The sequence below is a fragment of the Kribbella sp. NPDC004875 genome (assembly GCF_042873375.1).
Classification (GTDB): Bacteria; Actinomycetota; Actinomycetes; order Propionibacteriales; family Kribbellaceae; genus Kribbella.
Window position 1 is genome coordinate 201,187 of the sequence record NZ_JBIALI010000007.1, and the last position, 21,743, is coordinate 222,929.

Genomic DNA, 21,743 nt, shown 5'->3' on the forward strand with positions numbered 1-21,743 from the left:
TGGCTACGGGGTGATGACGGTGACACCGGGCGGGGTGCCGTTCGAGAGGTCCGCGAGGGCGGCCGGGGTTTCTTCGAGGGTGATCGTGCGGGTGACCAAACGGTCGGGAGTGAGGTTGCCGGTGGCAACTAGATTGAGCATCTCCGGGTAGGCGTGGGCGGGCATGCCGTGGCTGCCGAGCCAGGTGAGTTCCTGGCCGATCAGGCGGCCGACGTCGAGGTTGACGCCTGACGGCAGGAGACCGACCTGGACGTGGCGGCCGCGGGGGCGGAGGGATTGCAGGGCCTGCTGGACGATGTCGCTGGAGCCCAGGGCGTCGATGGTGACGTGGGCACTGCCCAAGTCACGCAGTTGAGTGATGGTGCCGGCGGAGGCCTCGATGGTGTGGGTTGCGCCGTATTCCCGTGCCAACTTCAGCGCTGCCGGGTTGGTGTCTATGGCGATCACCTCGGCGCCCAACGCTGCGGCGATCATGACGGCGGACAGGCCTACGCCGCCGCAACCGAAGACGGCCACTCGTTCGCCGGGTGCGACCCGGCCGACCTGGTGGACGGCGCGGAACGACGTGGCGAAGCGGCAGCCGAGGCCCGCCGCGGTGCCGAAGTCCATGCCGTCGGGCAGTCGCACGAGATTCACCTCGGCGTACGGCACGGCGACGTACTCGGCGAAGGAACCCCAGTAGTTGAAGCCGGGCTGCAGCTGGTTCGGGCAGACCTGCTGGTCGCCTGCGCGGCATTGCTCGCACTCACCGCAGGCGCAGATGAACGGCGTGGTGACCCGATCGCCGACCTCCCACCCGGAGACCCCGGCACCGACCGCGGCGATGGTGCCGGCGAGCTCGTGCCCCGGCACATGCGGCAGCACGATGTCCGAGTCGTGCCCCATCCACCCGTGCCAGTCACTGCGGCACAACCCGGTGGCCTCGACCTTCAGAACCACCGCCCCCGCGGCGACCTCAGGCTCCGGAACCTCACGGACCTCAGGAAGTACGCCGTACTTCTCGATCACCACAGCGCGCATTGCGTCAGCCTACGCAGAACTCGTTGCCCTCGGGGTCGAGCATCACGATGTGGCCGAGGTGCTCGCCGTAGAACTCCTCGCGGACCTGCGTCGCCCCCAGCTCCACCAGCGACGCGGCCTTGACGCGCATCCGTTCCGTCGAGGCGGCGTCGCGTTCGCCCGGCCCGGCGACCCTGATGTCGAGGTGCAGCCGGTTCTTCGCGGTTTTCGTCTCGGGCACCCGGAGCCAGCCGATCGCCGGCCCGACACCGTCGGGGTCGATGATCCCCGACCCGTCCGGCTCGTCGAAGCCGGGCTCGATCACGTAGCCGAGCGCGGCCGCCCAGAACCGCGCCAGCAGTCGCGGGTCGGCCGCGTCGCCGCCGATCGTCCATTTCGTCGCCATGCAGGCGACGCTAGCGGTGGTTCCGGACGATCCACGCCCGGAACCACCCAGAAGAACTCAGCCGCCGGCGACTGCGGGAATGATCGACACCTGGCCGCCGTCCTTGATCGCGGTGCGCAGGCCGTCGGCGAAGCGGACGTCGTCGTCGTCGACGTACACGTTCACGAACCGGCGCAGCTCGCCCGAGTCGTCCAGCACCCGTCCCTTGATCCCGGGGTACGACGCGTCCAGCGAGTCGAGCACCTCGGTCAGCGTGCCGCCCTCCGCGGACACCTCGGAGGCACCCTGGGTGTAGGGCCGCAGGATGGTCGGGACCCGAACGCTCACACTCACTGCAGCCCTGCCTTCACGAAGGCGTCGTACGACGCGGGGATGGTCACCTTGGGGCCGACCCGGTCGGCCACGGCGTCGAGCGTCTTCAGCCCGTCGCCGGAGTTGATGATCACGGTCTCGGCCTCGGGGTCGAGCTGCCCGGTCGCGATCAGCTTCTTCAGCGTCGCGACCGTCACGCCGCCCGCCGTCTCGGCGAACACGCCCTCGGTGCGGGCCAGCAACTGGATGCCCTCGACGACCTCGTCGTCGCTGACGTCTTCGATCGCGCCACCGGTGCGGCGGGCCACGTCCAGCACGTACGGGCCGTCGGCCGGGTTGCCGATCGCCAGCGACTTCGCGATCGTGTCCGGCTTCACCGGCTTGACCACGTCGTGGCCGTCGCGGAACGCCTGCGCCACCGGCGAGCAGCCGGTCGCCTGTGCGCCGTACACCTTGTAGTCGGTGGCGTCGACGAGGCCGAGCTTGCCGAGCTCGGTGAAGCCCTTGTCGATCTTGGTCAGCTGCGAGCCGGACGCGACCGGGATCACGATCTGCTGCGGCAGCCGCCAGCCGAGCTGCTCGGCGATCTCGAAGGCCAGCGTCTTGGAGCCCTCGGAGTAGTACGGGCGGACGTTGACGTTCACGAACGCCCAGCCCTCTTCCTCACCGGCGATCTCGGAGGCCAGCTTGTTCACGTCGTCGTAGTTGCCGTCGACGGCGACCAGCGTCCCGCCGTACACGGCGGTGGTGATGATCTTCGGGCGCTCCAGGTCCTTCGGGATGAAGACGACCGAGCGGATGCCGGCCCGGGCGGCGGCCGCGGCGACAGCGTTCGCCAGGTTCCCGGTGGAGGGGCAGGCGAAGACCTTCATGCCCAGCTCGCGGGTGGCGCTCAACGCGCTCGCGACCACCCGGTCCTTGAACGAGTGGGTCGGGTTGCCGGAGTCGTCCTTCACCCAGAGCTTCTTCAGGCCCAGTTCGCGGGCCAGGTTCTTGGCGTCGATGAGCCGGGTGTAGCCGGGCTCGGTGTTCGGGTAGCTGGCCACGTCGACGGGGACGGGCAGCAGCGGCTGGTAGCGCCAGATGTTCTTCGGGCCGGCCTCGATCTGCTCGCGGGTGATCGTCGGGTACTCGTATCCGACTTCCAGCGGACCGAAGCACTCCATACAGGCGTAGAACGGACCGAGCGGCGACTTCGCGCCACAGGCGCGACAGCTCAGGTGCGTACCGTTGCCAAAGGCACCTTCACGGATGGTGTGGGTACCGGCGGCGGTCAGGCTCATGAGTGAGGTTCCCTCCTCATCTTCCCCGGAGCCGGATCTCGGCGCGGGACGGATTTGGCACCGTTCCCTCGCGGACACGCCCCGGACGGGGGCTCCACGGGGAGGGTTGCCGGGACGTCAACGGGCCGTTTCCCTCAGTCCCTCTGGATGAGCTCCCCCGAGATTACCCAATCGGGTCCATATTGTGTCCTGTGATCCCACCATCCGAGACGAGCGATCTCAGTCGGCGCCGTCACCGCGGACCCGGATCCTCTGGAGATCCGCGACCGAGCGGACACCCACCACTCACCAACCGCCCCCGAACGCCGGCCGCCGAGCGCCGTCAGGCGGGGCGCCGGTGAATCGGCCGGCGTTACTGAGTGGTGGCGGTCCGCCCGGGTCAGCGGAGGCGGTGGGTGGCGCCCGGGGTGTGGGTCGGGAGCGACTTGCGGGGGCCGAAGCGGGGGTGGCCGATGCCGGTGAGTTCGAGCAGGCGCTGGACCCGGAAGCGGTGCCCGCGGTACGGCTCGATGAGTTCGGCGCAGCCTTCGTCGTCCAGCTCCTCGCCGATCAGCGCGTACGAGACGTTCCGGGAGACGTGGTAGTCCGCGAACGAGAACGCGTCCGCGTCGCCGTGCGCCCGCTGCCGTACCTCGGCCGCCGTCCACACGCCCACCCCGGGCAACGACCGCAGCCGCCGCTCGATCTCCGCGGAGTCGTCCAGCTCGAGCGTCCGCTCCAGCGCCTTCGCCCGGGTCGCCGCGGTCACGACGACCCGCGAGCGCCGGTTCTCCACGCCCGCCCGCAGCCACTGCCAGGACGGGATCAGTCGCCACTCCTCGGGCGCCGGCGGGACCATCATCTGCCGCCCGTCCGGTGGCGTCGGCCCCGGCGCGGGTTCGCCGTACTCACGCAGCAGCAGCCGCCACGCGCGGAACGCCTCCTTGCCGGTCACCACCTGCTCGATCCCCGCGGCCGCCATCGCCTCGAACACCGCGCGCGAGCGTGGCACCCGCACATGCGGGAACCGCCGCGCCGCCTCCACCAGCACCTGGTGTTCCGGCAGCGGCTCGAACCCGTCCCAGCTGTCGCGCTCGCCGAGCAACTCGGGCACCCCGTCGAGCGCCCACTCCGCGCCTGGTCCCCACGCCTCCGCCTCGACAGCTTCGCCGTACGGCGAAAGTCGCAACAGCACCGGCCCCTCGGGTGTCCGGGTCGCCCGCCACACGGTCCGCCGCGCCGCATCGAACACGTACGCCGGGTCGCCAGGCCCCTTCCGCAACCCACCGATCACCGAATGCGGATCCACCACTCGCCCAGGCCGCCAGACCCGCACCACCGAACTCACCCGCCAAGTCTTACCCACCCCACCGACAGAACCCATACTGAGTGCCATGAGTGGCTGGCAGTGGGTGAAGCTGATCGGCAACTTCCTCAACCTGTCCACCCTGGCCGGCGCCTTCGTCGGCAAGCTCGGCCGCGCGAAGTTCAGCCGCGGGCCGCGGGGGCTGTACTTCGCGAACGGGTACCGCCTCGGTTTCCCGGTCGCCGGCGCGTTCACGATCGGGAACGTGATCCTGAGCAAGCACGACCGCTCGTACTTCGACGACGCGGCCCTCGTCCGGCACGAGGAACGGCACTCCTGGCAGTACTTCTGCCTGATCGGTCTCCCGATGCTCCCGCTGTACGTCGTCGGCGTGGTGATCTCGTTCCTGCTCACCGGCGACCCGGCGTCCCGGAACCCGTTCGAGCGACTCGCCGGCCTGAAGGACGGCGGGTACGTCGAGCATCCGATCCAGCCGATCGGAAAGACCGTGACGCAGGCGTTCAGCGTGCTGAGATCGCGTCCGAAAGGGCCGTGAGCACGGTCACCACCCCGCTCGGGTCGTCGACCACGATGTCCGCGGCCTCGATCAGCTCGGTCGCGTTTGACGACCGGGTCGCGAGCAGTACGGCGCGCAGCCCGGCCGCCCGCTGCTCCTGAATCGCGCGGAACGCCGCGAGATCCCCCAGGTCGTCACCGGCGTACAGGATCGACCGGGCGCCGGTCGACTCGAGCAGGCGGCGGAGTGCGACGCCCTTGTCGATGCCCGGCGGTCGCAACTCGAGAACCAGATTGCCCGGCTCCAGCCGCAGCTCGGTCTCCGCGGCCAGCGTGGTCAGCGGACCCCTGAGCAGCTCCAGCGCCCCGGCGGGATCCTCCAGCCGCCGAGTGTGCACGGCCAAGGAGCTTTCCTTGTCCTCCACGAACGCATCCGGTACGCCGACCTCGCTCAGCAGACCGGGAAGCCGGTCCCGGGCAGTCGCGACACCCGCCGGTACGTCGTCGCTCGTCACCTTGCCGGTCGCCGCGTCCCAGCGCTCGAGCCCGTAATGACCGAGCACCACGAGCCGGCCCAGACCGGGGTGAGCGGTCACGCCCGAGAGTTCCGTCACCACCAGCGCCGGGCGGCCGGTGACGATCGCCACCTGGTCGACCGACCGCGCCAGCCGGGCCAGCGCGTCCAGCGCACCCTCGACGGGCCGGGACCGGGCCGGGTCCTCGACCAGCGGCGAGAGGACGCCGTCGAAGTCCGACGAGATCACCGCGGTCGCGGGATCCGCCACGATGGCTTCCCAGCCCTCGTGTCCGGCGTCGGTCTGGATGACCGGAACGTTCATCCGGCCGTCATCCGGCATAGTCCGACGTGAGGATCACGGTCAGGCGGTCCTTCTTCATGTTGTCCAGCGCACCCTTGGTCCGGCCGATGCCGAGGTCGCGGGCGAGCTGGTTGGCGGCGTCGAGCATGCCCGGCGGGTAGTACACGGTGCTCTCGGCGACCTTGCCGTGCCAGTTGTCCGGGGACCCGGACACGGTCCAGCCGGCCTGCCGGGCACGGCCGGCGACGGTGTCGGCCAGGCCCTTGCGCGGGGTGTTGTTGTAGACCTCGATCGCCGGCCGCTCCTCGGCCGGGATCGTCACCGGCGCGCTGGGCTGCGGCGGCTGCGTGCTCGCGGGCGGCTCGGTGGGCTCGGTCGACGGGGGCTCGGTGGGCTCGGTGGTCGGCACCTTGGACGGGGCGGCCGACGGCCGGATGGGCTCGGTCGTCTGGGTGGCCGACGGTTTCTCGGTCGGCTTCGGCACGCTGGCGCCGACCGTCGACGGGCCGGACGACGGCTTGCCCGCCGAGGACTTCGGCGTACTGGCGCCGGCTGGCTTCTCGTCGGCCTGGCTGTCGTGCCCGCGGGTCCCGAACAGCACGAGCAGTCCGGCCACGATCGCGACCACGGCGGCCACGGCGACGAGGGACGACAGCACCTGTCCCTGGTCACCGCCCCTGGGGCGGGACATGCTCAGACCTCGATACCCAGGCGGCGGGCGGAGCGGGCGCGCTGCCTCGCGGCGCGTAGGCGGCGCAGGCGCTTGACCAGCAACGGGTCGTGCGCGAGAGCCTCCGGCCGGTCGATGAGCGCGTTCAGGACCTGGTAATACCGGGTCGCGGACATCTGGAACTGGTCCCGGATCGCCTGTTCCTTCGCGCCGGCGTACTTCCACCAGTGGCGCTCGAAAGCGAGGATCTGGCCGTCGCGTTCGGAGAGCCCCTCGACGACCGGCGGCGCAGCCTCGGCGGGGCCGGGAGAGCTGGCGTTGGCGCTGTCCATCTGCTGCTGACTCCTGTGCGGTCGGTGATCGTCCGTCCGCCAGCCACTGTACGTGCTGAACAACAGCGATGTCATTCACCGGTCAGGCGACACGAAGCGTGTCGCCCGGCGGACGGCCCGGCCCGGTCAACTCTGGCAGGATCGTGGGGGTGAGCTCAACTGTGTCCAGCACCGCGCTGGTGGAAGAGCTGGGGGCCCGGATTCGTGAGGTGGACCAGCTGGTCAACGCCATCTGCACGCCGAACCCCGCCGCTCTCACCGATGCCGCCCGCCTCGACACGGAGCGTGACGAAGGGCGGGTCCGCGGGCCGCTGCACGGCGTACCGGTGCTGGTCAAGGACAACATCGACACCGCCGACCTGCCGACCACGGCCGGGTCGCTGGCGCTCGCCGACCAGCCACCGCCGCCGGAGGACTCCGCAGTGGTACGCCGGCTACGCGCGGCGGGCTGCGTGATCCTCGGGAAGACCAACCTGAGCGAGTGGGCGAACTTCCGCGGCTCGGCGTCCTCGTCCGGCTGGAGCGCGTACGGCGGCCTCACCCGCAACCCGTACGCGCTGAACCGGTCGGCCGGTGGCTCCTCGAGCGGCTCGGGTGCCGCGGTGGCCGCCGGACTCGCGGAGTACGCCATCGGCACCGAGACCAACGGCTCAATCGTTTGCCCGGCCGCGCTGAACGGTGTCGTCGGACTGAAGCCCACCGTCGGGCTGGTGCCGCAGCAGGGCATCGTCCCGATCTCCCACTCGCAGGACACCGCCGGACCGATGACCAGGACGGTCAGCCAGACAGCCGCGCTGCTCTCGGTCCTCACCGGTGGCCAGATCGACTACACCGAGTACTGCCGTGGCACGGACCTCAGCAACGTGCGCATCGGCGTACCGCGTGGTCCGCTGTGGGGCTACTCGAACGGGCTGGATCAGGTCACCGAGCGTGCCCTGGAGCTACTCAGCCGGTGCGGAGCCACGGTGGTCGACGGACTGTCGCTGCCGACGCCAGGTGGGGACGAGGATCAGCTGCAGGTGCTGGCGCACGAGCTCAAGGTCGACCTCGCCGCGTACCTCGCCACGCGCGCCCCTGGCGGTCCACGGACCGTCGACGACCTGATCGCGTTCAACAACGAGCACGCGGACGTCGAACTGCAGTGGTTCGGCCAGGAACTGTTCGAGCGTGCGGCCGCGACGGACGGCCTCAGCTCACCGGTGTACGTCGCCGCACGGCTGACCGCGCTGCGGGCCGGGCGGGACGGGATCGACAACCTGCTCCGCGACAACCAGGTCGACGCGCTGGTGTGCCCGTCGTACTCCCCCGCCTGGGCCGTCGATCTGGTCAACGGTGATCACGTTCTCGGCAGCTCGTCGTCACACGCCGCACTGGCCGGCTACCCGCTCGTCTCGGTCCCGTCCGGGATGGTCTCCGGCCTGCCGGTCGGAATCACCTTCAGCGGTACGGCGCGGAGTGAGGTCACGCTCATTCGCTTGGCTCATGCCTTCGAAACCGCGAGAATCGCAGCAGACGGACCGTTCCCGACCCCGGAGTTCACACAGTGGGTATAGATCGCGTCAGGTGGGGCATCGTTGCTACTGGCAACATATCGACCCAGTTCACGCACGATCTGGGCGTGATCTCCACCGATGCCGTCGCCACCGCGGTCGCGTCCCGTTCGCAGGCGAGCGCGGACAAGTTCGCCGCCGAGTTCGGGATCCCGCACGCCTACGACGACTACCGCCGGATGCTCGACTCCGGCCACGTCGACGTGATCTACGTCGGGACGCCGCACCCGCAGCACTACGCGATCGCCCGCGCCGCTTTGCAGGCCGGCATCGCCGTGCTGTGCGAGAAGCCGGTCACCCTGACCGCGAAGCAGGCCCGGGACCTGATCGCGGTCGCCACCGAGCACAAGGTGCTGTTCGCCGAGGCGATGTGGATGCGCACCAACCCGGTGATCCGGGCGCTGTTCGAGGACCTGCGCTCCGGCGTGATCGGCGAACCTCAGCAGGTGGTGGCGGACTTCGCGTTCCACAAAGCTTCATTGCCGGTTCGCCTGCTCGATCCCGCGCTCGGGGGAGGCTCGTTGATGGACGGCGGCATCTACCCGATGACGCTGGCCCACATGGCCCTCGGACGCCCGGCGGAGGTGAAGGCGGTCGGCGCACTGAACTCCGACGGCATCGACCTGAACGTCGCGATGGCGTGGCGGTGGGACTCCGGCGCGGTCGCCGCACTGACCTGCGGCCTGCGTTCGCAGAACCCGTGGATCGCCTCGATCAGCGGCCCGGACGGCAGTCTGCAGCTCCCGCACCGCTTCCATCACCCCGAGTACTACCTGCGTACGACCGCTTCCGGGGCGGAGCGGATCGACGTACCCACGCATGGCCGTGGGTACCACTATGAGGCAACCGCGGTGATCGAAGCGCTGCGTGCTGGGCTGCTCGAAGTACCGGTCCTCCCCCATGCCGCCACCCTCGAGATTCTCGATCTCCTCGACGAGACCCGGAGCCAGATCGGGGTCAGCTACCCCGGTGACGACGACGACCTGAGTGGATGACGCTGATCATGCCTGCACCGCCGAACGGTAGGAGTTCCTTCGTAGTGGTGGCCAACCGGCTGCCGGTCGACCGGATCGAGATGCCCGACGGCAGTACGGCGTGGCGCCGAAGTCCAGGTGGACTCGTCACGGCGCTGGCGCCGGTGATGCAGGCGCACCACGGCGCCTGGATCGGCTGGACGGGCAGTGCCGACGAGAAGCTGGACCCGTTCGACAACGACGGCATGCACCTGGTCCCGGTGATGCTCACCGCCGAGGACGTGCAGCTGTACTACGAGGGTTTCTCCAACGCCACGCTCTGGCCGCTGTACCACGACGTGATCGTGGCCCCGGAGTTCCACCGGGAATGGTGGGAGTCGTACGTCGCGGTGAACCGGCGGTTCGCGGAGGCCGCCGCGGACGCCGCCGACGACAACGCGGACGTGTGGGTGCACGACTACCAGCTGCAACTGGTGCCCGCGATGCTCCGGCGGCTGCGTCCCGACGTACGGATCGGCTTCTTCCTGCACATCCCGTTCCCGCCGACCGAGCTGTTCGCACAGATGCCGTGGCGGCGGCAGATCCTGGACGGGCTGATGGGCGCGGACCTGGTCGGCTTCCAGCGGCCCGGCGCGGCGTCGAACTTCGCCCGGCTGGCCCGGAACCGGATGGGCCTGCGCACCCGCGGCGACCGCATCCACCTGCCGGACGACCGGATCGTCCGGGCGAAGGCGTTCCCGATCTCGATCGACGTCGGCGAGCTGGAGACCCTGGCGCGCCAGCCGGAGACCGCGGCGCGGGCGGCGGAGATGCGGCAGGAGGTCGGCAACCCACAGCACGTGCTGCTCGGCGTCGACCGGCTCGACTACACCAAGGGCATCCGGCAACGGCTGCGGGCGTTCGGCGAGCTGCTGGACGAGCAGCGGGTCTCGGTCGACGACGCGGTGTTCATCCAGGTCGCGACACCGTCCCGCGAACGCGTCGAGCAGTATCGGGTGCTGCGCGACGAGATCGAGCTGCTGGTCGGCCGGATCAACGGCGAGCACGGCCGGATCGGTACGCCGGCGATCAACTACCTGCACACGTCGTACTCGCGGACCGAGATGGCCGCGCTGTTCCGGGCCGCCGACGTGGCCGTGGTGACACCGCTGCGGGACGGCATGAACCTGGTCGCCAAGGAGTACGTCGCCTGCCGGTACGACGACACGGGCGCGCTCGTCCTCAGCGAGTTCGCCGGTGCCGCGGACGAGTTCCGGCAGGCTTTCCTCGTGAACCCGCACGACATCAACGGTATGAAGGACACCATCGTCGACGCGATGAACACCGACGACCGGCAGCTCGGCCGCCGGATGAAGGCGATGCGTAAGCACCTGGCCGCACACGACGTGAACGTCTGGGCGCAGACCTTCCTGAAGGCGTTGCATGACGAAGACTGATGACCGGGGCGGTGGGGTGGGGCAGCAAGGACACAGCCGCGTCCTCGCGCTCGATCTGGGGACGTCGTCCGCGCGAGCACTGGTGCTGTCCGCGGACGACGCGTCGCCCGTTCCCGGGGCACTGGCACGGCACAAGATCTCCCCGACGTACGGCCACGACGGCTCTGCGACGCTGGACCTGCACGAGTACGTCGAGGGTCTGCTCGGCTGCCTCGACGAACTCCAGCAGAACGACCACCTGGACGGCATCGGCGCGATCGTGCTGTCCTCGCAGTGGCACTCGATCGTTGCCCTCGACAAGCACGGGGACGCGCTCACCCCGGTGGTCACCTGGGCCGACACCCGGTCCGTCGACCTCGATCTCGGCTCGTCCTTCGACGAGCAGGCCTTCCACGCCCGCACCGGCACGTGGCTGCACCGGCTCTACTGGCCCCGCCGCATCCCGTGGCTGCTCTCGAACAGTTCGCCGTCCGCGTTCGCCGGCCTGCCCGATCTCGTGCTCGAGCGGCTGACCGGCGAGCGCGTCACGTCGGTGTCGATCGCGTCCGGCACCGGGACGCTGGACCTCGCGACCGGCTCGTACGACGCCGAGGCGCTGAAGATCGCCGGCGTCGGCGCGGAACGGTTGCCGCAGATCGTGCCGAGCGGCTGGACCGGGACGCTGTCCGCCGAGTACGCACGCCGCTGGCCCGCGCTGGTCGGCGTACCCGTGCATCCGCCGACGGGTGACGGCGCCGCGTCGAACGTCGGGACGGGCGGGTACGACGCCGGGACCGCCGCGGTGACCGTGGGGACGTCGGCCGCCGTGCGGGTGGTGCATCCAATCGACGACGCGCCCGACCTGCCGTGGGAGCTGTGGCGCTATCGGGTCGATGACCACCGGGCTGTCACCGGGATGGCGTTCTCGGCCGCCGGGAACCTGCATGCGTGGCTTACCGGCGTACTGCGGCTCGAGTCCGCCGAACCGACCGGTGTCGAGATCGGGGCGTCGCGCTCGATCGCGATCCCGTTCATGGCCGGCACCAGACCGCCGGCGAACGTGCCGGGCGGCTCGGGCGTGTATTTCGGGCTGTCCTTCGACGACGCCCCGGCCGACCTGCTCGGTGCGGCGTTGCAGGGTGCGTCGCTGGAGATCGACCGTGGTCTGCGCCAGCTCGACGCGCTCTTCGACCGGCGGCTGGACGTGGTGCTCGGCGGTGGCGGCATCGATGCGTCGGAGTGGTGGCGTCGCTGCCTGACCGCGACGTTCGCCCGCCCCACCACGGTCTGCGCGGAGCCCGAGGTCGGCGCCCGCGGCGCGGCCGCCGTCGCCCTCGGCCTGTCCCCGGAACCGGGCGGCGAGCACCTCACTCCGCTCGAGGACGAGGTCAAGCGGGTCGCCGCGCTGCGCGAGCGGTACGAGGCCCTCCGGGAGCTCGCCGTACAGGCGTCGACGATCTGATACCGCGTCCGCGGTACACCCGAGCTACGGCTCGAGGACGACGCACCCCGGCGTCACGCCACGTACTGTGAGGGGATGGAACGCGTCATCAGGTTCTGCCGCGCCTGCGGGCGGCACCCGCTGGCGCTGGACCTTGCGCTCGCGGTCGCGATCCTGCTGATCAACCTGCTGGTGCCGGGCGGCAAACACGTCGGTGAGCGGATCCAGCTGAACGGCACGGTGGTCGTGCTGGCCGTCATAGGTACGGTCGCGCTCACGTTCCGGCGGCTGGCGCCGATCGCGGTGCTGGTGGTCACCACGTTTGTCGCGATCGCTTTCGTGGTCGCCGAGCAGGCCAAGAGCCCGATCGTGCTCTACGTGGGTGTCGCGGCCTACACGGTCGTGATGACGAAGGACCGCCTGACCCGGTGCGTCGCGGTGATCGCCGCGGCCGCGCTCACGCTGATCGTCGAGGCGCTGTTCGTCGGTGGGGATGTCCTCGACAACCTCGGTCTGGTCTTCTTCGTGTTGTTCTCGGGCGCGATCGGCGAGGCAGTACGGAACCGCCGGGCGTACCTGCTGGAACTCGAAGAACGGGCCCTGCGGGCCGAGCGGTCGCGGGACGAAGAAGCGCAGCGGCGGGTCATCGAGGAGCGGCTGCGCATCGCGCACGAGTTGCACGACGTGATCGCACACCACATCGCACTGATGAACGTGCAGGCCGGCGTCGCTGCGCACGTGTTGCGGACTCAGCCCGACGAGGCCGAACGAGCCCTGGCTCTGGTGCGCTCCGGGGGCCGCACCGTGCTCCAGGAGCTGACCGTCCTCCTCGGCGTACTGCGCCGGTCCGGCTCACCCCTGCCCACGGCTCCAGCGCCTTCCCTGAACGAACTCGACGCCCTCGTCCGTTCCTTCGTGGCGGCCGGCGTCCGCGTCGAATACGACCCGCGCGCGGTCGTCGGCGCGCTACCGGATGTCCTGGAGCTCACGGCGTACCGCATCGTCCAGGAGTCCCTCACCAACGTCCTCAAACACGCCCCCGGCGCGACCGCTCGCGTCCGCGTCACTCGCGCCGCGGACGGCCTGACGGTCGAGGTCACCGATACCGGTCCCAGCCTGGCGGCACCGGCTCAACCAGGTGGCGGCCACGGCCTGATCGGGATGCGTGAGCGCGTGACGGCCGTCGGCGGGACGCTGCACACCGGGCCGTGCGGGCCGGGCGGCTTCGCCGTACATGCTGTGCTTCCTCTGGAGACGGGAGTTGTGGGTGACGATCCGGGTACTGCTGGCCGACGACCAGACGCTGATCAGGAGCGGCTTCCGGGTGCTGGTGGGATCGGCACCCGATCTGGAGGTCGTTGCTGAGGCCTCGAACGGCCGGGACGCGGTCGAGCTCGCCCGGTCCGAACGGGCCGACGTGGTGCTGATGGACATCCGGATGCCGGAGGTCGACGGGCTCGCGGCGACCCGGATGATCACCGCGGACGAGGCACTGGCCGGCGTGAAGGTGCTGATCCTGACGACGTTCGAGGTGGACGAGTACGTGTTCGACGCGATCCGCGCCGGCGCCAGCGGCTTCCTCGGCAAGAGCGTCGAGCCGGCCGAGCTGATCGACGCCATCCGGGTGGTCGCGCGCGGCGACGCGCTGCTGTCCCCGAAGGCCGTCCGCGGCCTGATGAACCGCTTCCTCGCCGAACCCAGCCCCGGCCAGGTGCTCGGCCCCACGGTGCTCGACGTCCTCACCGACCGCGAACGCGAGATCGTCGGCCTGGTCGCCCTCGGTCTGTCCAACGACGACATCGCCGAACGCCTCGTGCTCTCCCCGTCGACGGCGAAGACCCACGTGAACCGCGCGATGGTGAAACTCGGGTGCCGCGACCGCGCGCAGCTCGTGGTCCTCGCGTATCAGACCGGCCTCGTGCGTCCCGGCGTACCGCAGACGTAGTAGCCCGTACGGCGAACGTGGTACCGGCAGGAGCCCACCGGAGGCAGACGCGAGCGACGGACGCGCACCGGGAGCATCGGTCGCATGGCTACGTATCTCTACCGGCTCGGCCGGTTCGCGTTCCGCCGCCGCCGGCTCGTGCTGCTGATCTGGCTGGGGCTGCTGGCCGCCGGAGCCGTCGGCGCCACCACACTGTCCGGCCCGACCGCCAACGGTTTCTCGATCCCGGGCACCGAGTCGCAGCGTGCCGCGGACCTGCTCAACAACCGGTTCCCGCAGGCCGGCGCCGACGCCGCGACTGCCCGGATCGTCTTCCAGGCACCGGATGGGCAAAAGCTCGCCGACACTGCACCGGTCCAGCAGACATTGGATCGGCTGGCCGCCGCACCACAGGTCGCCCGCGTCGTGGATCCCTTCACCGCCAAGGCCATCTCCCCCGACGGCCGCACGGGCTACGCGCAGGTGACCTACAAGGTCAAAGCGCAGGAGATCACCCCGGAAGCGCAGCAGGCCGTCGCCGACGCCGTCGAACCGGCCCGTGCGGCCGGCCTCACAGTGGAGTACGGCGGTGACGCAGTGCAGGCACAGGGCGAGCAGCAGCTCACCGAGGTGATCGGCATCGGTGTCGCCGCCGTCGTCCTGCTGCTCACCTTCGGCTCGTTGATCGCGGCCGGGCTGCCGTTGCTGTCGGCAATCATCGGCGTCGGCATCGGGGTGACCGCGATCTCGACCGTCAGCGGTTTCATCGACATCGGTTCCGGTACTCCGATCCTCGCGCTGATGATCGGGCTCGCGGTGTCGATCGACTATGCGCTGTTCATCATGTCGCGCTACCGGCACGAGCTCAGCTCCGGGCTGGAGCCGGAGGAGGCGGTCGGCCGCGCAGTCGGTACCGCGGGATCCGCTGTCGTCTTCGCCGGGCTGACCGTGGTGATCGCGCTGGCCGGGCTGTTCGTGGTCGACATCCCGTTCCTCACCCAGATGGGCCTGGCCGCCGCCTTCACGGTGGTGATCGCGGTCGCGATCGCCCTCACCCTGCTGCCCGCGCTGCTCGGGTTCGCCGGGCGGCGGGTCCTCGGTGGCCGGATCCCCGGCCTGCGTGGCGGCGATCCCGAAGCCGCCGGGCGGGTGACGATCGGGCGGCGCTGGGCCGGCTTCGTCACCCGGCGCCCGCTGGCGGTCCTGCTGGTGACCGTGATCGGTCTCGGCGCGCTCGCGATCCCGGCGGCCGATCTCGAACTCGGCCTGCCCGACGACAGCACCGCGGCGCCCGATTCCACCCAGCGCAAGGCGTACGAAATGCTCTCCGATGGCTTCGGGCCCGGATTCAACGGCCCGCTGATGGTGGTCGTCGACGCCGGTGCGTCCACCGATCCGAGCGCCGCGGCCACGGCGACCGCCTCCGCCGTCCGCGGGCTGCCGGACGTGACGATGGTGACGCCGCCGGTCTTCAACCCGGCCGGGAACACGGCGCTGCTGACCGTGATTCCGTCGAGCGGTCCGAGTACGCAGGAGACCAAGGACCTGGTCCAGGCGATCCGGTCGATGCCCGAGAGCGACCGCGCCGAGGTTGCCGTCACCGGGGCGACGGCGGTCAGCATCGACATCTCGGACAAGCTCGGCGGCGCGCTGCTGCCGTACCTGTCGCTGATCATCGGACTCGCGTTCCTGCTGCTGATGCTGGTGTTCCGGTCGATCCTGGTGCCGTTGAAGGCGACGCTCGGCTTCCTGCTCACCGTGGTGGCGACGTTCGGCGCCCTGGTCGCGGTGTTCCAGTGGGGCTGGCTGAGCGGCCTGTTCGGGATCGAGGGGCAGACCGGCCCGGTGATCAGCATGCTGCCGGTCTTCCTGATCGGCGTGGTCTTCGGGCTTGCGATGGACTACCAGATCTTCCTGGTGACACGGATGCGCGAAGAACACGTCCACGGCGCCGCACCGCGCGCGGCGGTCGTCGACGGGTTCTCGCACGGTGCCCGGGTGGTGACCGCGGCGGCCGTGATCATGACCGCGGTCTTCTCCGGATTCATCCTGTCCGGCGAGACCCTGATCCGGGAGATGGGCTTCGGGCTCGCGCTGGCGGTTGCCCTCGACGCATTCGTCGTCCGAATGACCGTCGTACCCGCGGTGATGACGCTCCTCGGCCGGCAGGCGTGGTACCTCCCGCGCTGGCTGGACCGGTTGTTGCCGAACGTCGACGTCGAAGGCGAAACCCTCCGCCGCCGCCTCACACCCGAGCCGAAGGAGCCAGAACCGGCCCGCTGAACCGGTTGGGTGATGGCGGCCACTGACAGGACGGGCTTCTGGCCGGATCATGGCCGCCATGTGGCGGGAGATGATTCTGTGTTGAGAGAGATGATGCGGGCGAAGGTGCACCGGGCGACGGTGACACAGGCCGATCTGGACTATGTCGGATCGTGCACGCTGGACGCCGAACTGATGGACGCGGCCGACCTGCTGCCCGGCGAGAAGGTGGACATCGTCGACATCACCAACGGTCACCGACTGTCGACGTACCTGATCGAGGGGCCGCGCGGGTCCGGTGTGGTGGGGATCAACGGGGCCGCGGCGCACCTGATCCATCCGGGGGATCTGGTCATCCTGATCGCGTACGGGATGTTCGACACCGCCGAGGCGAAGGTCTTCGAACCGAGCGTAGTCTTCGTGGACGAGCACAATGCGATCACCCGCATCGGCTCCGACCCCGCCGAGGCGCTGCCCGACACCGGCACGCTTCGCGGCGACGAACTGCACACCTAGACACGACCGGCGCCACCACCGCGCCGAGATGAGGACGGGTCGACGATGACCGACACGACCGAGACGGCCGCCGCCGAGAACACCACCGCCGCTGAGACCGCCGGCGCCGAGACCGCTGGGGCTGGGTCCGCCGGGGTGCCGAAGACCGCGTCGCACGACAACGAGCCGAGCGCGAAGCTGCGGGCGTTCATGAACTCCGGCTGGGCCGACTCCGAGCGGCACGACCAGCAGCCGCACGACGTCAGCCCGTGGGCGGCGAAGCGGCGGGACGCGCTGTCACAGGCCTTCCCGGGCGAACGCCTGGTGATCCCGGCCGGCACGTACAAGGTCCGGTCGAACGACACCGACTACGTCTTCCGCCCGCACACCGACTACGTGTGGCTGACCGGCAACCAGACGTCCGATGCCGTTCTCGTGCTCGAGCCGAACGGCACCACCGGCCACGACTCCGTGCTGTACTTCCGTCCGCGCGCGGACCGCAGCCAGGGCGAGGAGTTCTGGCGCGACCGGATGTACGGCGAGCTGTGGGCCGGCCGGCGTCCGTCGCTGACCGAGACCGCGAAGGAGTTCGGGATCGAGACCCGGCACGTCGACCAGCTGGCCGATGCGCTGAAGGGCGACGTCCCGACCCGGGTCCGGCGGGACGAGGACCAGTCGATCGCGACGCTGCTGAGCGGCGCCCGCACCGACGACCTGAAGGACAACGAGCTGGCCGCGACGCTGTCCGAGCTGCGGCTGGTCAAGGACGCGTACGAGCTCGAGCAGCTCCGGGACGCCGTCGCGATCACGCACCGCGGCTTCTCCGACGTACTCGCCGAGATGGACAAGGTCCGGCAGTACGGCGAACGCTGGATCGAGGGCACGTTCTGGCGCCGGGCGCGCGCCGAGGGCAACGACGTCGGCTACACGTCGATCGCGGCCGCCGGCCCGCACGCGACCACGCTGCACTGGATCGAGAACGACGGCGCGGTGAACGACGGCACGCTGATGCTGCTCGACATGGGTGTGGAGAACCGCCAGCTGTACACCGCGGACATCACCCGGACGCTGCCCGTGAACGGCGAGTTCACACCGCGCCAGCGCGACCTCTATCAGCTCGTGCTGGACGCGCAGAACGCCGGCATCGCCGCCCTCACCCCCGGCGCCGCGTTCCGCGCCGGCCACGAGGCCGCGATGGAGGTCATCGTCCACGGCCTGGACGCGATGGAACTGCTCCCGGTCACCGCCGCGGAGGCGCTCGACCCCGAGAGCCGCCTGTACCAGCGCTACACGCTGCACGGCGTCAGCCACATGCTCGGCCTCGACGTCCACGACTGCGCCTCGGCCCGCAACGAAACCTACCGCCAGGGCACCGTCCAGCCCGGCTACGTCCTCACCGTCGAGCCCGGCCTCTACTTCCAGTCCGACGACCTGACGGTCCCCGAGGACCTCCGAGGCATCGGCATCCGCATCGAAGACGACATCCTCATCACTTCGTCCGGCCCCGAAAACCTCTCCGAAGCCATGCCCCGAACCCCCGAAGCCATCCAGTCTTGGATGACCTCCTAACCACCCAGGCAGGTGCCCCGCGACCTCAAAGCCCGGGGCACCCACCTCCCCACCCCAGAACCGCAGCTCCACAGGCCATTAGCCAGCACCCCCACCTCCAAAGCCTCGCCCCCACGCGACACATCTGCTTGTCCCGGGTGGTGCGGTTCGGATGAGGTCACGTGGCGAGGTCACATGGCTGGTTGTCGCGGTGGTGACGCGACCGACCCGACGCGGTACGCCGACGAACCTCACGCCCGCCCCGCCGTACCCGTCGCTCAAGCCCACCGAGTCGTGGCGATCGGCGGACACCCCGTACCCCGAGTCGTGACTCCAGGTCGCCAAACCACAGCCACGCTCCACGACTCGACGAGCCCCACGCGCCAACAGACGGGCTGGTTCGGATAGGAGCCGCGACCGTGGTTCGTGGAGATCGCGATTACCCATCACGGGTGGTGCGGTTCGGGTGAGGTCACGTGGCGAGGTCACATGGCTGGTTGTCGCGGTGGTGACGCGACCGACCCGACGCGGTACGCCGACGAACCTCACGCCCGCCCCGCCGTACCCGTCGCTCAAGCCCACCGAGTCGTGGCGATCGGCGGACACCCCGTACCCCGAGTCGTGACTCCAGGTCGCCAAACCACAGCCACGCTCCACGACTCGACGACTCAACGACTCGACGACGAGCAGGTGCGTGCGACGCCGGCGTGCGAGGTGGGGAACGTGGGACACGCGGCTGCCTGTCGTGGGGTTGGACGAGCGGAGCGGACTCGGCGCGGATGTTGGGTGAATGACGTGCGGCCTCGGAGCGGTGGTGCGGAGAGCGCGCGGGGACGCGAGGCGAGCCTGCGCGCGGCACCGCCGGTGAACGACGCAGGAGGAGGGCACCGCCGGTGAACGGCGCAGGAAGAGGGCACCGCCGGTGAAGGGCGCAGGAGGAGGGCGGAGCCTGTCGCGTGCGTCGGCGCGGCGCCGCAGAACATGCCGGGTTGTGGTGCCGAGAGAGGTGCGCACGGAAGGCGGGTGCTTGGGTACGTCGCCCGTGGCCCGCGCACGCACGAGTCGTGGCCTGAGACGAACGGCAGATAGAGCGCGGGGTACTGCGTACGTCGCGCGACTCCGCACAACTCGGCGGGTTGTGCAGCCGAGACGGGCGCGCCTGCTTGCTGTCCGCCGGAGTACGGCGGGTGTGGCGCGGGAGTGCGAAGCTCGCTGGTGTTCGCCGGGGACGATCTCGCATGCGTGCGCCCGACTTGAAGCGCGGGGCGGTTGTCGGGCGGACTGGTTGAGGGAACGGCGCTGGCCTGGAACAGCCACCCGGCACCGGTAACCGACTGGGCGCCTGCCTTGACTCGGGGCAGCCAGGACTGGCTAAGGCCGGGAAGACCGGCCTGGGGCGGAGGGACGGGTGGGGTGCCCGGGTGGGGTGACCGGGTGGGGTGACCGGGTGGGGTGACCGGGTGGGGTGACCGGGTGGGGTGACCGGGTGGGTGCTTGGCTCGCGGGTGGGCGAGCCAAGCACCTCACGGGCGGGCGGTTACCAGATGCGGACTCGGGACTCGGGGGCTAGCCACATGCCGTCGGTTTCGGTGGTGTTGTAGGTGGTGTGGAAGGCGTCGATGTTCTTGACTACCGCGTTGCAGCGGAACTCCGGTGGGGAGTGGGGGTCGATGGTGAGGCGGCGGGCGGCTTCTTCGGGCCGGGTTTTGGTGGCCCAGGCGTGGGCCCAGGCGGCGAAGAAGCGTTCGGCGCCGGTTTGCGGGTCGGTGTCCGGCTCGTTGCCGTCGCGGGAGAGCTGGTAGGCGACGTACGCGATGGCGAGGCCGCCGAGATCGCCGATGTTCTCGCCGAGGGTGAGTTTGCCGTTGACCTTCTGGCCGGGGGTCTCGGCCGGTTCGAGGGCGTCGTACTGCGCGACGAGCTTGTCGGTGCGCTGTTCGAAGGCAGCGCGGTCCTCGTCGGTCCACCAGTCGTTCAGGTTGCCGCTGGCGTCGTACCGCGAGCCCTGGTCGTCGAAGCCGTGGCCGATCTCGTGGCCGATGACCGCGCCGATCGCGCCGTAGTTGGTGGCGTCGTCGGCCTCGAGGTCGAAGAACGGGGGCTGCAGGATGCCGGCCGGGAAGACGATCTCGTTCATCCGCGGGTTGTAGTACGCGTTGACCGTCTGCGGGGTCATCTTCCACTCGTTGCGGTCGACCGGCCGGCCGAGTTTCGCGAGGTCACGCGCGGTCTCCACCGCGACCGAGCGCCGGATGTTGCCGAACAGGTCGGCCGCGTCGATCGTGAGCGCCGAGTAGTCCTTCCACTCGTCGGGGTACCCGATCTTCGGCACGAAGGTGCCGAGCTTCTCGAGCGCCCGCTGCCGGGTGTCGGGACCCATCCAGTCGAGCCCCTCGATCCGCTGGCGGTACGCGGCGACCAGGTTCTGCACGAGCTCGACCATGCGGGCCTTGGCCTCCGGCGGGAAGTGCTCGGCGACGTACAGCTTGCCGAGGGCTTCGCCGAGGGACTGCTCGACGGCGCCGACCGCGCGCTTCCAACGCTCGCGCAGCTCGGGGGCACCGGTCAGGGTCCTGCCGTAGAAGGCGAAGTTCTCGTCGACGAAGGCGGAGCTCAGCAGCGGCGCGGCGCTGTGCACGATCCGCCAGCTCAGCCACTCCTTCCAGCGGTCGAGCTCGACCTCCTGGAGCGCGGCCGCGGCGGCGCCCAGGAAGTCCGGTTCGCGGACGACGACCTGCGCGAACGCGCTCTCGGGAACGCCGGCGCCGGCCAGCCAGGTCGACCAGTCGAAGCCGGGCGTCAGCGCGTCGAGCCGGGCGCGGTCGAACTTGTTGTAGGTCAGCTGGACGTCCCGGTCCTTCACGCGGTCCCAGTGGGCGCCGGCGATCCGGGTCTCCAGCTCGAGAACGCGCTCGGCGGCCGCTGCCGCGTCGGGCAGGCCGGCCAGCTCGAGCATCTTCGCGACGTGCGCGACGTACGCCGTCCGCACCTCGGCGAAGGTGTCCTCGCGGTAGTACGACTCGTCGGGCAGGCTGAGCCCGCCCTGGGTCAGGTGTACGACGTTCTCGTCGGACTTCTTCGCGTCCGGGTCGACCCAGTAGTGGAAGACACCGGGCACGCCCTGGAGCTCGAGCTGTCCGAGCACCGAGACCAGGCCGGTCACGTCGGTCACGCCACGGACCAGCGCGAGCTGGTCGGCGATCGGCTCGGCGCCGAGTCGCTCGATCGTCTCGGTGTCCATGAAGCTGCTGTACAGATCCGCGATCTTCCGGGGCTCGCTGCCCTCGGGGTGGCCGGCGGCGACGGTCTTCTCGACGATCGCGCGGACGTCCTGCTCGGCGGTGTCCCAGAGCGCGTGGAACGCACCATGGATCGCCTTGTCCGCGGGAATCTCGTGCTCCGCCAGCCAGGTCCCGTTCACGAACCGGTACAGATCGTCCTGTGGGCGCACCGCGCCGGCCGCCGCGGAGCTGTCGATTCCTGCTGTCATCCCTGACCCCTTGTCCCAAGTCG

General features: G+C 70.1%; 21 protein-coding genes and 1 riboswitch. Of the genes, 12 read left to right on the top strand and 9 right to left on the bottom strand.

The window, feature by feature from the left end; all coding sequences use genetic code 11:
• Window positions 1-3: 3 nt before the first annotated feature.
• The 5 genes from ACFYRH_RS35285 to ACFYRH_RS35305 all read right to left on the bottom strand — a co-directional run bounded on the left by ACFYRH_RS35285 (window position 4) and on the right by ACFYRH_RS35305 (window position 4,327).
• A complete protein-coding gene (locus ACFYRH_RS35285) occupies window positions 4-1,020 on the bottom strand; it encodes a zinc-dependent alcohol dehydrogenase family protein (RefSeq protein ID WP_387784287.1) in 1,017 nt (338 codons plus the stop codon).
• A gap of 4 nt (window positions 1,021-1,024) precedes the next feature.
• The gene (locus ACFYRH_RS35290; protein WP_387784288.1) at window positions 1,025-1,405 is read right to left on the bottom strand and encodes a VOC family protein; all 381 of its coding nucleotides are present in this window, start codon (window positions 1,403-1,405) and stop codon (window positions 1,025-1,027) included.
• A 57-nt stretch (window positions 1,406-1,462) separates the two neighbouring features.
• Window positions 1,463-1,738 (bottom strand): ubiquitin-like small modifier protein 1, encoded by a 276-nt coding sequence (locus tag ACFYRH_RS35295; RefSeq protein WP_387784290.1) that lies wholly within the window; start codon window positions 1,736-1,738, stop codon window positions 1,463-1,465.
• Entirely contained in the window at window positions 1,735-3,000 is a 1,266-nt protein-coding gene (gene thrC / locus ACFYRH_RS35300; protein ID WP_387784292.1) for a threonine synthase, read from the bottom strand. Before thrC ends, ACFYRH_RS35295 begins: the two co-directional genes overlap by 4 nt.
• A 13-nt stretch (window positions 3,001-3,013) precedes the next feature.
• A riboswitch (SAM riboswitch) is annotated at window positions 3,014-3,154 on the bottom strand.
• 225 nt (window positions 3,155-3,379) lie between these two features.
• Window positions 3,380-4,327 carry a DNA-3-methyladenine glycosylase family protein gene (locus ACFYRH_RS35305; RefSeq protein WP_387784294.1) on the bottom strand — a complete coding sequence of 316 codons (948 nt, stop codon included), beginning with the start codon at window positions 4,325-4,327 and terminating at the stop codon, window positions 3,380-3,382.
• Between the two features lie 46 nt (window positions 4,328-4,373).
• Here ACFYRH_RS35305 and ACFYRH_RS35310 point away from each other — a divergent pair, with 46 nt between their 5' ends.
• The gene (locus ACFYRH_RS35310; protein ID WP_387784296.1) at window positions 4,374-4,841 is read left to right on the top strand and encodes a hypothetical protein; all 468 of its coding nucleotides are present in this window, start codon (window positions 4,374-4,376) and stop codon (window positions 4,839-4,841) included.
• Here the strand turns inward: ACFYRH_RS35310 and otsB are convergent.
• The 3 genes from otsB to ACFYRH_RS35325 are packed head-to-tail and all read right to left on the bottom strand — an operon-like array spanning window position 4,807 to window position 6,621.
• Window positions 4,807-5,640 (bottom strand): trehalose-phosphatase, encoded by an 834-nt coding sequence (otsB, locus tag ACFYRH_RS35315; protein ID WP_387784297.1) that lies wholly within the window; start codon window positions 5,638-5,640, stop codon window positions 4,807-4,809. The two genes, ACFYRH_RS35310 and otsB, sit on opposite strands and share 35 nt — an antisense overlap.
• A 7-nt stretch (window positions 5,641-5,647) precedes the next feature.
• Window positions 5,648-6,310 carry a LytR C-terminal domain-containing protein gene (locus tag ACFYRH_RS35320; protein WP_387784299.1) on the bottom strand — a complete coding sequence of 221 codons (663 nt, stop codon included), beginning with the start codon at window positions 6,308-6,310 and terminating at the stop codon, window positions 5,648-5,650.
• Between the two features lie 2 nt (window positions 6,311-6,312).
• Window positions 6,313-6,621 carry a DUF3263 domain-containing protein gene (locus tag ACFYRH_RS35325; protein ID WP_387784301.1) on the bottom strand — a complete coding sequence of 103 codons (309 nt, stop codon included), beginning with the start codon at window positions 6,619-6,621 and terminating at the stop codon, window positions 6,313-6,315.
• 149 nt (window positions 6,622-6,770) lie between these two features.
• Here ACFYRH_RS35325 and ACFYRH_RS35330 point away from each other — a divergent pair, with 149 nt between their 5' ends.
• From ACFYRH_RS35330 to ACFYRH_RS35380, 11 genes are all read left to right on the top strand, one after another.
• On the top strand, window positions 6,771-8,174 hold the full coding sequence (locus ACFYRH_RS35330; protein ID WP_387784303.1) for an amidase: 1,404 nt from the start codon (window positions 6,771-6,773) through the stop codon (window positions 8,172-8,174).
• Window positions 8,165-9,166, top strand: coding sequence for a Gfo/Idh/MocA family protein (locus tag ACFYRH_RS35335; protein WP_387784305.1), 1,002 nt, complete (start codon window positions 8,165-8,167; stop codon window positions 9,164-9,166). The genes ACFYRH_RS35330 and ACFYRH_RS35335 overlap by 10 nt, the downstream gene beginning before the upstream one ends.
• A gap of 8 nt (window positions 9,167-9,174) precedes the next feature.
• Window positions 9,175-10,581, top strand: a complete 1,407-nt coding sequence (locus tag ACFYRH_RS35340; protein ID WP_387784306.1) for a trehalose-6-phosphate synthase — start codon at window positions 9,175-9,177, stop codon at window positions 10,579-10,581.
• Window positions 10,568-12,022: an FGGY family carbohydrate kinase gene (locus ACFYRH_RS35345; RefSeq protein ID WP_387784308.1), complete on the top strand. Its 1,455-nt coding sequence runs from the start codon at window positions 10,568-10,570 to the stop codon at window positions 12,020-12,022. Before ACFYRH_RS35340 ends, ACFYRH_RS35345 begins: the two co-directional genes overlap by 14 nt.
• Before the next feature lie 75 nt (window positions 12,023-12,097).
• Window positions 12,098-13,366 (top strand): sensor histidine kinase, encoded by a 1,269-nt coding sequence (locus ACFYRH_RS35350; protein WP_387784310.1) that lies wholly within the window; start codon window positions 12,098-12,100, stop codon window positions 13,364-13,366.
• Window positions 13,269-13,946, top strand: coding sequence for a response regulator (locus ACFYRH_RS35355; protein ID WP_387784312.1), 678 nt, complete (start codon window positions 13,269-13,271; stop codon window positions 13,944-13,946). The genes ACFYRH_RS35350 and ACFYRH_RS35355 overlap by 98 nt, the downstream gene beginning before the upstream one ends.
• An 84-nt stretch (window positions 13,947-14,030) precedes the next feature.
• Entirely contained in the window at window positions 14,031-16,208 is a 2,178-nt protein-coding gene (locus ACFYRH_RS35360; RefSeq protein ID WP_387784314.1) for an MMPL family transporter, read from the top strand.
• A gap of 90 nt (window positions 16,209-16,298) precedes the next feature.
• Complete coding sequence (panD, locus tag ACFYRH_RS35365; protein ID WP_387784562.1) at window positions 16,299-16,703, top strand: aspartate 1-decarboxylase; 405 nt, start codon at window positions 16,299-16,301, stop codon at window positions 16,701-16,703.
• A gap of 45 nt (window positions 16,704-16,748) precedes the next feature.
• The gene (locus ACFYRH_RS35370) at window positions 16,749-18,251 is read left to right on the top strand and encodes an aminopeptidase P family protein (protein WP_387784316.1); all 1,503 of its coding nucleotides are present in this window, start codon (window positions 16,749-16,751) and stop codon (window positions 18,249-18,251) included.
• A 151-nt stretch (window positions 18,252-18,402) separates the two neighbouring features.
• Window positions 18,403-18,561 (top strand): hypothetical protein, encoded by a 159-nt coding sequence (locus ACFYRH_RS35375; protein ID WP_387784318.1) that lies wholly within the window; start codon window positions 18,403-18,405, stop codon window positions 18,559-18,561.
• 135 nt (window positions 18,562-18,696) lie between these two features.
• Complete coding sequence (locus tag ACFYRH_RS35380) at window positions 18,697-18,855, top strand: hypothetical protein (protein ID WP_387784318.1); 159 nt, start codon at window positions 18,697-18,699, stop codon at window positions 18,853-18,855.
• Window positions 18,856-19,767: 912 nt separating this feature from the next.
• Here the strand turns inward: ACFYRH_RS35380 and ACFYRH_RS35385 are convergent.
• Window positions 19,768-21,720, bottom strand: a complete 1,953-nt coding sequence (locus tag ACFYRH_RS35385; RefSeq protein WP_387784320.1) for a M13 family metallopeptidase — start codon at window positions 21,718-21,720, stop codon at window positions 19,768-19,770.
• Between the last annotated feature and the right edge of the window lie 23 nt (window positions 21,721-21,743).